12 protein-coding genes are annotated in these 12,887 nt (G+C 36.5%); 1 reads left to right on the top strand and 11 read right to left on the bottom strand.

All coding sequences use genetic code 11. The features are described 5' to 3' along the window. The first annotated feature begins 341 nt into the window (after window positions 1-341). A complete protein-coding gene (locus HBB17_RS17220; RefSeq protein WP_167958731.1) occupies window positions 342-1,889 on the top strand; it encodes an AbgT family transporter in 1,548 nt (515 codons plus the stop codon). A 218-nt stretch (window positions 1,890-2,107) separates the two neighbouring features. Here the strand turns inward: HBB17_RS17220 and HBB17_RS17225 are convergent, their stop codons facing one another. The 11 genes from HBB17_RS17225 to HBB17_RS17280 form a co-directional block, all read right to left on the bottom strand. Beyond that, the gene (locus HBB17_RS17225; RefSeq protein WP_167958732.1) at window positions 2,108-4,531 is read right to left on the bottom strand and encodes an ABC transporter permease; all 2,424 of its coding nucleotides are present in this window, start codon (window positions 4,529-4,531) and stop codon (window positions 2,108-2,110) included. Window positions 4,532-4,539: 8 nt separating this feature from the next. Next, window positions 4,540-5,244 (bottom strand): ABC transporter ATP-binding protein, encoded by a 705-nt coding sequence (locus HBB17_RS17230; protein WP_167958733.1) that lies wholly within the window; start codon window positions 5,242-5,244, stop codon window positions 4,540-4,542. Window positions 5,245-5,763: 519 nt separating this feature from the next. After that, window positions 5,764-7,248: an AAA family ATPase gene (locus tag HBB17_RS17235; RefSeq protein WP_167958734.1), complete on the bottom strand. Its 1,485-nt coding sequence runs from the start codon at window positions 7,246-7,248 to the stop codon at window positions 5,764-5,766. Between the two features lie 118 nt (window positions 7,249-7,366). Further along, window positions 7,367-7,861 (bottom strand): methyltransferase family protein, encoded by a 495-nt coding sequence (locus tag HBB17_RS17240; RefSeq protein WP_167958735.1) that lies wholly within the window; start codon window positions 7,859-7,861, stop codon window positions 7,367-7,369. A 23-nt stretch (window positions 7,862-7,884) separates the two neighbouring features. Next, complete coding sequence (locus tag HBB17_RS17245) at window positions 7,885-8,388, bottom strand: phosphotransferase-like protein (RefSeq protein WP_167958736.1); 504 nt, start codon at window positions 8,386-8,388, stop codon at window positions 7,885-7,887. Window positions 8,389-8,471: 83 nt separating this feature from the next. Further along, window positions 8,472-8,969, bottom strand: a complete 498-nt coding sequence (locus HBB17_RS17250) for a hypothetical protein (protein ID WP_167958737.1) — start codon at window positions 8,967-8,969, stop codon at window positions 8,472-8,474. 198 nt (window positions 8,970-9,167) lie between these two features. Then, window positions 9,168-9,440 carry a zinc ribbon domain-containing protein gene (locus HBB17_RS17255; RefSeq protein ID WP_167958738.1) on the bottom strand — a complete coding sequence of 91 codons (273 nt, stop codon included), beginning with the start codon at window positions 9,438-9,440 and terminating at the stop codon, window positions 9,168-9,170. Between the two features lie 550 nt (window positions 9,441-9,990). Next, window positions 9,991-10,500, bottom strand: coding sequence for a DUF6985 domain-containing protein (locus tag HBB17_RS17260; RefSeq protein WP_167958739.1), 510 nt, complete (start codon window positions 10,498-10,500; stop codon window positions 9,991-9,993). A gap of 10 nt (window positions 10,501-10,510) precedes the next feature. Further along, window positions 10,511-11,683, bottom strand: coding sequence for an HNH endonuclease (locus tag HBB17_RS17265; protein ID WP_274380798.1), 1,173 nt, complete (start codon window positions 11,681-11,683; stop codon window positions 10,511-10,513). Between the two features lie 450 nt (window positions 11,684-12,133). Next, complete coding sequence (locus HBB17_RS17275) at window positions 12,134-12,574, bottom strand: NADAR family protein (protein ID WP_167958740.1); 441 nt, start codon at window positions 12,572-12,574, stop codon at window positions 12,134-12,136. Window positions 12,575-12,586: 12 nt separating this feature from the next. Continuing rightward, on the bottom strand, window positions 12,587-12,886 hold the full coding sequence (locus HBB17_RS17280) for a hypothetical protein (RefSeq protein WP_167958741.1): 300 nt from the start codon (window positions 12,884-12,886) through the stop codon (window positions 12,587-12,589). Window position 12,887 lies beyond the last annotated feature (1 nt).

Below are 12,887 nucleotides of genomic sequence, written 5' to 3' on the forward strand. Positions count from 1 at the left end.
TATATGACTACTCCAAAACTTTACTCCTTATTATAGCTTTTTTTTTACGGTTTTTCCATAGGTTTCTTTTCTATTTTCTCTTTTTGCAAGTTTTTTCTCACGTTCTTGCATTTTATGATTTTTATTATGTGGTAATATTTATATAAACTTCGTATTTTTCCCATTTTCCCTACTCTTTTATCTATTTTTTCACCATTATACGTCATTATATTCCTTTATTCATCATATATTCTTTATTTATCCATTTATGGAATAATTGTTACGTTGCGGTTTCCACCATTTTCAGTGATGATATATATAGCAGACAAAAATGACAGTATTTTAGAAAAGGTAGGATAGTTATGAGAAAAAACAAAAACAATCAACAGACGAAAGTATCCTTTATCGAACGCGTCGGATCTAAGATTCCTGATCCTGTTATCATCTTCATATGTTTATACATTTTTGTTATGGTGATCACAGGTATCTTTGGAGGAACGACATTCGAAACGATCGGTAACGATGGTTCTAATGTTGTTTATGAAATAAAGAACATGTTTCAACGCGAGAATGTTCTTTGGATCTTTAACAATGCACTACTAACAAACTGGTTGGCATATGCAGGCGGAATTCTTGGTACCATCTTAATCGTAATGTTTGGTATCGGAATTGCAGAAGAATCTGGTTTACTTGCTACATTAATTCGTAAGATTGGTGGTAATATTCCAGAACGTTTATTACCTTATCTTCTTGTTTTCCTAGGTATTATGAGTAATATTGCAACTGACGCAGGTTACATCATCTTAATTCCACTTGCTGGTTTGCTTTACTTAGGACTAAAGAAGAATCCATTGATCGGTATGTTTGCCGCATTTGCAGGGGTATCTGCTGGATTCAGTGCAAATTTAGTACCTGCTACCGTAGTAGACGTTATTGTTGGTAAAAACGCTCAAAGTTTTGCCGAAACACAAGGTGTACCTTTTGTATCTTACTTAGGCAAAACAATTAATCCATTCATGATGCACTACATCTTCATGATAGCATCAACATTATTACTTGTTGTATTAGGTGGATTTATTACAAACCGCGTAATCCGTCCAAAATTCGAAAAAGTTGAATATACAATTCCAGATGATTTTCAACTTGGTGAATACCAGGTTTCTAAAGAAGAGAAAAGAGCATTACGTTTTGCCGGATTAGGATTTATCCTTTCTGCTGCTCTTTGTGTTGCATTAGCATTTGGACCATTATCTTCTTATTATGACGAAGCTGGTACAAAAGTTATGCCTTACTTAGATAATATCATTCTATTGATCACCTTCGTATTCTTTACAAGTGGTCTCTTCTATGGTATTGCAATTGGTAAATTCAAATCTGCATCTGATGTTGTTACAGCGATGTCAAAACAAGTAGGTGGTATGGGTTATACCATTATCTTAACGTTCTTCAGTTACAATTTCTTAGCATTATTAACGTATAGTAACTTAGGAACCTATATCACTTATCTTGGAGCAAACCTATTAGAAGCTTTAAATCTTGCAAATTCTCCAACCTTATTGATCATTGGCTTCATCGTGATTACCGCAATCATCAACCTTTTCGTTGGTGGACTTACTTCGAAATGGATGTTACTTGGGCCAATTTTCATTCCTATGTTATACCAAGCCAATACAAGTATGACTCCTGATGTTGTAGCAGCTGCTTATCGTCTTGCAGATTCCTCTACCAACATCATCACTCCATTAATGAGCTATGCAGGAATCATCTTAATCTATATGAGAAAATACAAAAAAGACTTTACCGTTGGTAACCTTGTAAGTGCTATGTTCCCATACTCGATCACATTCCTAATCAGTTGGACTTTACTTCTACTTGCGTTCATCGGTTTCAAAATTCCATTAGGATTCTAGACTCAAATGCCCTCGTTCAATTTGTGGCCCAATTTGCACAGAGGCAAAGGGCTTTTGATGTCCCTAACCAGTTCTAAATAGAAAAAGCCCGAAGTTTTATCTTCTAAGGAAATATATCTGTACTCTGGATATTCCCAAGAAGAAATGCCTTCGGGCTTTTGTTGTATGCTCTTATATTCCAAGCTTCTATATTATGATGTAAGTGTCAAAAGTAGATTTTATTCTACACTCTTTAGTGATTCAACCATGTCAATCTTCTTGACCTTCCAAAACATACTACCGTTAACGATAATTGCAAAGAAAATGGTAATCAGTATGCTATAAAGATAACTCATTCCTTGTATCTGCCGTCCAAACATAATGATATCAATCTCACAGGTTTGTATGATAAAGCGATGTAAAAAGATTCCTAACACTACACCAAAACCAATTCCTACAATGGTTAAGATTCCATTTTCTCGATAGACATAGCCTGCCAATTCCCCATCATAAAAACCAAGTACTTTGATGGTAGCTAACTCTCTTCGTCGTTCCATCATATTAATATTATTTAGATTATACAACACGATAAATGCCAGCAACCCAGCGGAAGAAATCAGCACCCACATAACCATATCTAAACTCTTCATCATATCCTTCACTTTTTGATCTAGTTCTGTAACAAAGGTAACGGACTGAATATGTTCTTGTCCAAGTAACTGTTTGCCCAGTTCTTCCTTTTGTTTTTCGTCTATATCATTGAGCTTCATATATAGCTGGTTATAAGAAGGTTCCTTCCCCATCAGTTTCTCATAATACGCTTTGGTCATATAGACATAGTGATTCATATAGTTCTCCGCAATCGCAGTAATCTTTGCTGTACAATTCTCATATGAATCAAGATCAATCGTTATGGTATCTCCTACCTTCAGTTCTAGAAGCTTAGCAAGTTTTTCTGTAACCACAACGCCGTCCTCTTCGATCTGATAGTGCTTTTTCGTAACACGATCCTTCAGAACAACAAAGGAAGTTAGCTCCTCTAAGGAATTTGGCACGAAAAGATTGGCGGTCTTCGTTACTCCATTCGCTGTTACTTCCTTGCTTGTGACCATCGTATATAAGGTTTGCTCCACCTTTTCATGGTCTTCTATATTCTTTCCTAGTTCCTGTAACTGGGTTTGGTCTCCCTCTTCAATCGTAGCATAGGCATCATAGGTCCAGATCGTTGCATACTGGTTGTCTACAATTGCCTGGATAGAATCTCGTAATCCATATCCAACCATAATCAATGCCATACAACCACCGATACCAAATACCGTCATAAAGAACCGTTTTTTATATCGAATAAGATTTCTTGTTGTTGCTTTCCAAGTAAAATTAAACCGCTTCCATAAAAATGGAATTCGTTCTAACAAAACACGTTTTCCTTGTTTTGGAACAGCTCCTCGCATTAATTTCGCTGGTGTTGCGAGTAATTCTTTGTAGCAGGCAATGACCGTAGCCGCAACTGTACAAACTACACCTAATCCGATTGCTAACAAGGAATACGAGAAATTAATCGGTGTTAATTGCTTTGGAATGTTCACATACATCATTCCATACGCCTGTAAAATTACACTAGGCAATACTTTACTTCCAATCAATGCACCAACAATGCTGCCTATAAAACTCGCAAAAAAGGCATAATAGAGGTATTTGGATATGATTGAAGCTTTGCCATACCCTAACGCCTTCATGGTACCTATTTCAATTCGTTCTTCCTCTACCATTCGTGTCATGGTCGTCAAACTCACTAATGCCGCAACAAGGAAAAAGATTACAGGAAACACATTGCCTATGGCACCAATTCGATTGGCATCCATGCCATATTCTACATAGGATTCTATCGTATTACGATCCAGTACATACCACTGGGCTTCCTTCTCTTTCGCTAACGTTTCCAACCTTCCTGCAACCTGATTCACCTTGTCCTCATATGATTTCTCATAACAATTCAGTTCTTTGGTTCCTGTAGTATTCACATAGATTCCTGTATATACAGGACTCAAGAAACAGCTCTTAGGTAGACCGATAAAATAATCAACACTTCCTGTACCAATACTTGCTGTCCCACGGGAATAATTCAGATATTGTGCATAGTCTCCATAACCAACGATGGTATAGGTCTGTTCTTTCAACATGGCTTCCATTGGAACCGTGTCATTCCCCGTTTGCAAGGTAATGGTATCTCCTAGTGCATACCCTTGTTCCTCCATGAACATCTCGTCCATAAAGCATTCATTTTCTTTCTCTGGTAGTTTTCCTTCTACCACTTGAAACGTATTCAATTCCTCTCCTACAGAAAATACATTTGCCACGAACTTGCTATCTTCCGATGCAATAAAAGCCTCGATTGCATAGCTTCCTTCTACATGACGAACACCCTCTACCTGGCTAATCACTTCTACGTCTTCTGCCGTGAAACCTTGCGTTCCCAGTATCCGTAGATCAAAGAAATTCATATCATCATAATACGAATCTACTGTCAATTGCATATCTGGTTCAGCTGAACGAACCCCCGCATAAAATGCCACACCAAGTGCAACGATACATAAGATAGAGAGGAAGCGATTTTTTGTATTCCACATTTCTCGAAACAAATCCGTTCTTTGTGCTTTCTTCATCTTCTCACCTACCACTCTATCGTATCAACCGATACGGGTTTTTCATTCATTCGTACATGACTAACTTTTCCATTCTTCACTTCAATGATCCGATCTGCCATTGGCGTAATCGCAGAGTTATGGGTAATTACAATTACTGTCATATTCTTTTCTCTACATGTATCCTGGAGCAACTTTAATATCGCCTTTCCTGTCTGATAATCCAAAGCTCCCGTTGGCTCATCACAAAGTAACAATTTCGGATTCTTTGCTAGCGCTCTGGCGATTGAAACACGCTGCTGTTCTCCTCCTGATAATTGAGCTGGGAAATTATCCTTTCGATCCTCCAGTCCAACTTCACCTAACACCTTCTCTGCATCTAATGGATTCACAGCAACTTGTGAAGCCAACTCAACATTCTCAAGAGCTGTCAGATTTTGTACCAAGTTATAGAATTGGAATACAAAACCAATATCATTCCGACGATACTTTGTCAATTGTTTTCCCTTATAGGAACCAATCTCCTGACCATCCACCCAGACTTCTCCGCTAGTGATTTGGTCCATTCCACCTAAGATATTCAATACGGTTGTCTTACCTGCACCACTTGGTCCAACAATAACAACAAATTCTCCTTTTTCAATGGAAAAATCAACTCCATCCACTGCATGAATCGCAATCTCACCCATATGGTATGTTTTTCTTACATTCTTTAGTTCAACAAATGCACTCATTGGAAACCTCCTGTTTCGTTTTGCTATTGATTTTTTCCCCCGTTATTAAACAGAACATTCCATCCTAATCATTAGAATACTATCTCACCTAATGATATGCAAGGAGTTTATAAACTTTTTATCCTTTTTTTAGTTGTATATGGTACTAATTCTTTACATTTGCAATTAGTACGGTATAAACGTAAAGCAAGATATAATTTATTCTTGACCCTTGCATCTTCATTTACAAATATCAAAACATACAACAGTACCGTCTGTCCCATTTTTCTAAAATTCGGACAGACGGTACTAAAAATGCAGTATAAAGAAGTTTCCAAATCTTCTATAATAATGATACAAGGGTCAAAAGTACCTTTTGACCCTTGCTGATGCACAAATTGCTTCGTTGCGTTGCAACTCTTGCAATTCTAAAAACATTCGCAATCCGCGTAATAACGCTACTTGCTCATATTTTGCGGGTCAAGATGTCATGTTCACTTTCGTGCAAGCACGAAGTGAAATGACCTTTTGACCTTTGCATCATAATAATAAGCTCTTAACCATCTCTGGTGTATATGTAACGGAACTGACATGATCTACTTCAATCTGATATAGAGAATTCGCTACAAGATGCTCTGCTGCCTGCTCTAGATCTCGAATTCCGCTTGTATTCGCATAGATCTCAACCACAGTTTTCACTGCCTCCTCTGGTATTATACATTCGTCTGCTTTTAAACTCATTCGTTTTAATACCTTCGGTAAGACGAATTGCGAGAATATAATCTGCTTCTCCTTTGTTGTATAATCTGGAATATCGATTACTGCAAAACGAGACATCAATGGAGCACTAATCTGGTCTTTGTCATTCGCAGTAGCAATTGGATAAACACCAACCGTAGGCACCATACACTCTAAGTAGTTATCTGTAAATCCTAGGTTATCCAATAGGGTCAAAAGTACATCAGCCGGATTACCATTTCCTTTTCCTGATGCTGCCTTGTCCAACTCGTTAATAATGAACACAAGATTGGATTCCCTTGCTACAGAAAATGCTTCCATGATTATTCCTGGCTTTGCATTGGAATATATTCTTGAACTTCCGGTCAACTGCTCTGGATCATTGATCGAGCTCATATCTAGCGTGGTCCATGGAAGTTTTAGAATTCTTGCTACTGCATAAGCAATCTGCGATTTTCCTGTTCCTGCAGGTCCTACCAACAATAAGCCATACGCAGGCAAGGTATGGGTTCGATTGATCTGAATGATCGTCTCCATAATTCTCTGTTTTACTCGCTCCATTCCATAGAGTTCTTCATCTAAGATTCGTCTTGCTTCTTTTGGATCAATCGCTTCAAAGTAATTGCTCTTCCACTGTATATTCATCATGATTGATAGCGCACGTTGTGCATGGCGTCTTTCCTCTGGTGAAACTTCATTGGAGCGAGCAACTGCAAGATTTCTTCTTGCCCAAAGTTGAATATTGTCAGGTAAAGTTCTTCCTGCACAACTGATAAAGTCCGTGATGCTTTGAATACTGGTTAGTTTCATATCATCTCCTGCTTCATCAATTTCCTCATCATTCAACTCCTCTGCTGGTGCATTGCTCGCCAACAATCGTTCAATCATAAATTGAAGGAATCCATCTTCTGCGGAAAGCTTCGTTCCACCACCATGAGCAATTTCTCGCACCTTATATACCGCATAGCCTTCTTCGGTATTAACGCCTGACAAACGCACATTGATATGATTCTCCCCAAGCCACTTAAGGAGACTAACAAAACGCAGATCAATCTGTAATATATCTGCTGCTACCACTCCATCTTCTTCCTTGAATTCAAAGGTTGTTCGTTTATTTGGATTGGTGAATACCCCTTCTTCATGATGCTTCCATTGACATTTCTTATTATCAAGAAGAATGATTGGCTTTTCAGGTGTCATTGTTCTCTCGTTGGAACGAAAAGTTGTATAGGTACATTCCGACATGTTCTTATTATTTGGTGCATCTCTAAAATCGAATACTGGCATGTTCTTACCCCTTTGTATATGTATTAATTAATCTGGATTATAGCACATTTTTATTAAAATAACGACCATTAGATTCAATCCCTATGGTGAATTTCAATGAATAATGCTATATTCTTATTCATTGTCCTTTCGGAAACCACGGAATACAGCGATTCACTTTCTTACAATAATCCCTGTATTCTTGACCATATAATTCTCCTAACCATTTTTCTTCTGTGCATACCATAAGAATCGTCATATATAACCAATATACAAATGGCAAAATTATTAACCACAAATTCGCATACAACAAGATTGCTCCTGTACATACCAGAAAAAATGCAGAATAGCAGGGATTTCTTACCCATGCATATGCGCCTGAGACAACAAGATGATTGTTCAAAATTCCATCATCAATCTTGGCACGAAAGACAGCACTACACCAAAGTAAAATACCTCCTACTACCAACAGTCCTCCCACTATTCGTAAGCACCAAGTTAGTGTTTGGATTCTTGCAACTGGTAGTATCGAAAGACAACTCAGTATAATTGACACAATTGTTACTCCAATAATTCCTATACCATAAAATGGTCCGACTCCATACATCGGAAGATGCTTCTGCTCTTCTTTCATATTTACCCCATCCTTACAAGTATTTATATTACTTCTAATAAGTCTAAAATCTGTGATGCACATTCCTCAGTTGAGTATTTATATGTATCAATCGTTCGATCATAGCCTTCTTTCGGATACAAATATTGATAGGATGCTTCCGCTGATCCTATACATCTGTTTCCTCGTTCCCGTTCCCTCTTATTTAAAACCTCTAATGGACAGGTTACTTGTATCAAGTATACATGATAGTCTGCTAGGTTCTCCTGTAAATAAGCAAATATCCTTTCACTGGTAATGACATGGTCAATAATAACTCCTGTCTTGTTGTCAAGATATTCTCTTACCTTATTACATAACATAGGAGAGATTTCATATACATCATCCTCATAGATAACTTCCTCTTTCGACATTTTAAGAAAATCATCAATAGAAACACTGGCATAGTCTTGTCCTTTCTTTTCTTTAATCATTTTCTTTAGAATATCCACTAATGTAGACTTTCCACTACTTGATGGTCCATTCAATACGATCACACTTTTTTTCATTTGTTTGATTCCTTTCTCTAAGAATTTATCAATAAACGATATTTTATCCCTGTTTTATATGTATTCCAATTGCATATATAGCCTTATCTTATTAGCGTGCCAACTACCGAACAGATGAAGCCTACTAATGGACAGACAAGAAAAGGCCACAATATCCAATGCTCTGGTATGGCTAACGTCTTCATCCACTCTTTGGTTTCCCATGCTTTACAATGTTCTGTCCCCGTAATCATAATCTTGTCTTTCAGTTTCTTTCGAAAGAACCAATCTAAACCAAAGAAATCTCCTATATTAACAAACATCATTTCGATATACCCCATCCAAAACATATTCCAGAAGCCTGTAATGCCAGCTTGATACGCACTAGCAATCATATAAGCAAAAATAAGTATATATAATGGATATAGAATACTTGCCAGTAATGCAACTTCTTTTTTTTCCCTTTTGGGTGCAGCATTCTTTATCTCTTTTGGTAGCATACTGGAATAAGCATTCGGCATTATCAGCCAGAACATCCCTACTGTTAAGTTAAAAACCAGTGCTACCACAATACCGTCCAATATCATTCTTGACCAATTCATAACATTTCCTCCGTAAAATGAAACAACATTCATTCCATCACAAGAATAATTCTTTGTTGGAATATATAAGATATTAATTGCCTGAATAGTATAAGGGCGTGGTTACATAAACCACGCCCTTATACTATACCATATTCACGAAGAAAAGTCATGAATGTAATTACCAATGCCTGTTGTTTTAGTTTACACGATTTACTTCTATCTAGTATTTCTCCATCTTTTTAATGTAGGCAGATATTCTTTCAGCATTTCCTTTGCTTCTTCTATTGTCTTACAATCCCCTTCCTGAACCATAAATGGTGCACAACTCTCAATCATCTCTTCTAAGGTTTCATCTTTCCCAAAAGAGCCATTGCTGTAACAATACTTACAATACTCTTCATTCTTTGTACCATCAGCATTGGTACCAAATTGTTCCTCTTCTGTCATTGGCATTCCACAACTTTGACAAATCTTAACTTCCTTATTCATACGTATTCTCCTTCGATCTAGTTAGTATTTCGTACATGAATTGTTTGAAAGATTGATTCATGTTTGATAGGGTAAGGATAGCATGTGGAATATGACAGGGAATGTCATATTTGGAATGTTTTATATGTTTTATTAATGAATGCTCCAATACAATCGGTTTAATCGTAATGATTTAACACTCGTTAATATGAAAAGCCAGTAGATTTTTACGTCTACTGGCTACATGGCACCCATTTTTTCTTTTTCATTCAATCAATCTTATTTTATTATCCATTTTATTATCTATTTAAATATCCTATTTAAACCCATCCATGCTTTTGGGGTAGTGCTTTGGGTATTGATTATGTTCCTTTATCAAAAGGATTTTCATCTGGCAATGTGGAAATGATGCAACATGTGCGTCACTTAACACTAACTATAATGTGCATTTACCAGTTTGTCAGTAAACAGCAGTATGATACCACTAATCAGTTTCTTGGGATAATTTATAAACATTTTTTTTAATAGTAAGAGCCACTATCAAAAACAGCTGGCTCTTACTAATGGTTGATTAAATTGCCTTTTTATCTTCTTCTGCTATCCATGACAAAAAAGCTACATCTCCTCCGCCCATTTTTACAACTCGTTCTTTATGTACTATAATACCATAATCATGGTCTTCATCCCAACTACATCTAAAATGAAAGCCTAAATATACCATACCATCTTTTTCAACATCTAAAATATAAACTCTCTTTGGTTCCATTATTTCTTTAAATTCTTGTATATTATCAACATAGGGCATAAATTCATTCAGTTCCTCATCTTCATATCCATATTCTTCTTGCATAATAGGATACTCCACTAATAATGCATTTAATATGGTTTCTAATAATTTCGCCTGATTGGTTACAAGATATTCATATGCAAATTTATGTCTTGAATCAATACACTCTATCAACTTATCCCCTCCAATGTTTAAATCAATATCCATTTCCTTTTCAAAAAAAGTGTTCCATGAATCCAAACTTACATGCCCTTTCCAAATTCCATTTACTTGTTTTACTTCAGGTATTAACATAATTTTCCTCCTATGGTCTTACTCCTTTTCTTATTAATGAAGCACCACCAGTATGCCTTACTGCACCATGCAAGTCACTTGGAACAAGTATCATTGTTCTACCATCTTCTACATGATGCCATGTATAACCTGTAGGTGTGCTAGGATATCCTGCTACTTCATTGGCTTTTATAAAATCATAGTATGCATCCCCTTCAAGATTATTCACTGTAACCTTCTTTATACTATAAGGTTCAAAATCAGGGAAACCTTCACTACTAAATTTGACTCCGCTTGAATATTTTGTTTCCAAGCCTCCGCCCAATTCATAGGTTTTACCTGCATACTTTTTATTTATTATTCTTATACCATCTAAATCAGAAGCGCCTCCACCCTCACGAGCCATATTAAGTGCAGTCGTACTCCTAGTTGATCCATCTAATGTAGCTGGTACTCCGGCTTTCGCCATCATATCATATGGATCTGCATCCGCAAGGCTATATCCGTCCATGGCAAACTTGATCTGCTTATCCAGTCTCATCTGTTTACTCAGTGCACCGATTCCATTTTTCATCTGTTTACCAGATAAAACACAGCCTACCGTATCGACAACCAGCCCCATGACCTCCATGGCACCTTTTCCGTCAAATTTTTCTTTTTTTACGACATACTTATCAAAAAGATTAATTGCTCTCTCTGTTGCACTACCGGCTGTACGATATAGAGTAGCAGCTCCCGCTGCGATGTTACTGATTGCTTCAACATATTTGGCTGCTTTCAGTGCCCACTTGGCACCTTTACTTGCTATTCTAATGGTATTTCCAATAGTGGAACCAACAAATGGAACTGCAGATATTAAACATGTTAAGGCTTCTTTTGTATTTCCTTCCGCTGCATACCAAGCGGCATTGATTAGGTCGGCCATATCTCCAACACCTGGTATGAAACCTACCACATTCAGTATGCTGTGTCCTAATGTAGTCAACAAACTCTTCGGATTCGTTCCAAATGGATCTATGTAGATCAACGGATTTCCCACTACATATGCATATCGGTTCAGACTTGCACTATCGCGAATATCCCCAATGACATAATCTTCACTAATGAAACGTCGACTATCTACATTATAATATCTTTCCCTTATATAGCATAGACTGTTTTCATCGGTTATAACACCATATTCACCGACGTATAAGAAACGGATTGAAGGAGAGTTCTCGTCTTCATTGGCTTCCGGCTTCTATCAATTTTTAAATAATAAAGCCCAACAAACCACATCTTTGGAATTATCATCTTGAGTCTCATCGATATATTCGATATCTGTCAGCAAGATATGCAAATGCCAAGAATTTCGTGTGCCTCACCTTGTGGCTCGGTAACTGTGATACGTTCGGACTGCTTTTGCCCCTTCTGGTATCTCAGGCCATTGTCCGCTTCTGTACAACTCAACACAATGTAACTTAAATACAAAATTGTATTTATCAGTTCTGAAAATGAACTTATGAAAAAATACCACTTTTCTATTAGAATTTTTTGTAGCAAATTTTGAACTTCAATTTCTGACTATTAAACAAAATGAATGCAGTAATCTAAGACTACTGCATCCACTGCATTACTTATTCAATTTCCACATTGTTTTTCTGTGATGTAATAATTAAAAATCCTCTATCAAAATTTCTCGCACTTCCATTAAAATATGTCCTAACATATTTTTCCCATCACCTTTATTTCCACACCCCCAATAATAATCATTTGTTGTTTTTTCAACTATCAACACATCACCAGTAGCTAACAAGATTTTTCTAATATCGTAATTCTGCTGAAATTTTGTTAATACTGCCTTTCGCATAATATCATCTTTTACGCTCTCCCAATCTTCTCTCAATGGTAAATCGCGATTTCTTCCCATTTCTGCTACTTTCATTGGATTATCTAATAATCTAATTTCTTCCTCATACATAGTTCCATGAAACTTTTGCGCTTGAAAGTAATGTTCACTTGTCATCCACCATTTTCCATTAAGTTCAAATCCATAATGCGAAAAGTTCGAAAAGCATCCATATTCATCACTGATTTTATAAAAATAAATTGCCATATAAAATTACTCCTACTTAAAAGGTGAATCCCAAAATATGTTATCCAAATAATTACCCATTTTCCCAACTGCCAAAAACAATTTATCACGATAATCATCTATTTTCATTTCACATTCCAACGAACAATACACAAAAAAAAGTAAACCTACAATATTTCGTGGTATATTATCTTTCCCGATGTATTCTCTTTCAAGTTCTTCTAATATCTCACACAGACTAGCAAATGCTTCTTCATTAAGCTTTTTTTCAACACGTGCTGGAATTAATAAATCTTGTACAAGATTATTTATTTTTTCGTAATAGTTTTCCATT

The sequence above is a fragment of the Anaerosporobacter faecicola genome (genome assembly GCF_012070565.1).
Taxonomy (GTDB): domain Bacteria; phylum Bacillota; class Clostridia; order Lachnospirales; family Lachnospiraceae; genus Anaerosporobacter; species Anaerosporobacter faecicola.

Coding starts and splice junctions, on each gene's coding strand:
- HBB17_RS17220 (WP_167958731.1), top strand. CDS start 342: ATGAGAAAAAACAAAAACAATCAACAGACGAAAGTATCCTTTATCGAA.
- HBB17_RS17225 (WP_167958732.1), bottom strand. CDS start 4,531: ATGAAGAAAGCACAAAGAACGGATTTGTTTCGAGAAATGTGGAATACA.
- HBB17_RS17230 (WP_167958733.1), bottom strand. CDS start 5,244: ATGAGTGCATTTGTTGAACTAAAGAATGTAAGAAAAACATACCATATG.
- HBB17_RS17235 (WP_167958734.1), bottom strand. CDS start 7,248: ATGCCAGTATTCGATTTTAGAGATGCACCAAATAATAAGAACATGTCG.
- HBB17_RS17240 (WP_167958735.1), bottom strand. CDS start 7,861: ATGAAAGAAGAGCAGAAGCATCTTCCGATGTATGGAGTCGGACCATTT.
- HBB17_RS17245 (WP_167958736.1), bottom strand. CDS start 8,388: ATGAAAAAAAGTGTGATCGTATTGAATGGACCATCAAGTAGTGGAAAG.
- HBB17_RS17250 (WP_167958737.1), bottom strand. CDS start 8,969: ATGAATTGGTCAAGAATGATATTGGACGGTATTGTGGTAGCACTGGTT.
- HBB17_RS17255 (WP_167958738.1), bottom strand. CDS start 9,440: ATGAATAAGGAAGTTAAGATTTGTCAAAGTTGTGGAATGCCAATGACA.
- HBB17_RS17260 (WP_167958739.1), bottom strand. CDS start 10,500: ATGTTAATACCTGAAGTAAAACAAGTAAATGGAATTTGGAAAGGGCAT.
- HBB17_RS17275 (WP_167958740.1), bottom strand. CDS start 12,574: ATGGCAATTTATTTTTATAAAATCAGTGATGAATATGGATGCTTTTCG.
- HBB17_RS17280 (WP_167958741.1), bottom strand. CDS start 12,886: ATGGAAAACTATTACGAAAAAATAAATAATCTTGTACAAGATTTATTA.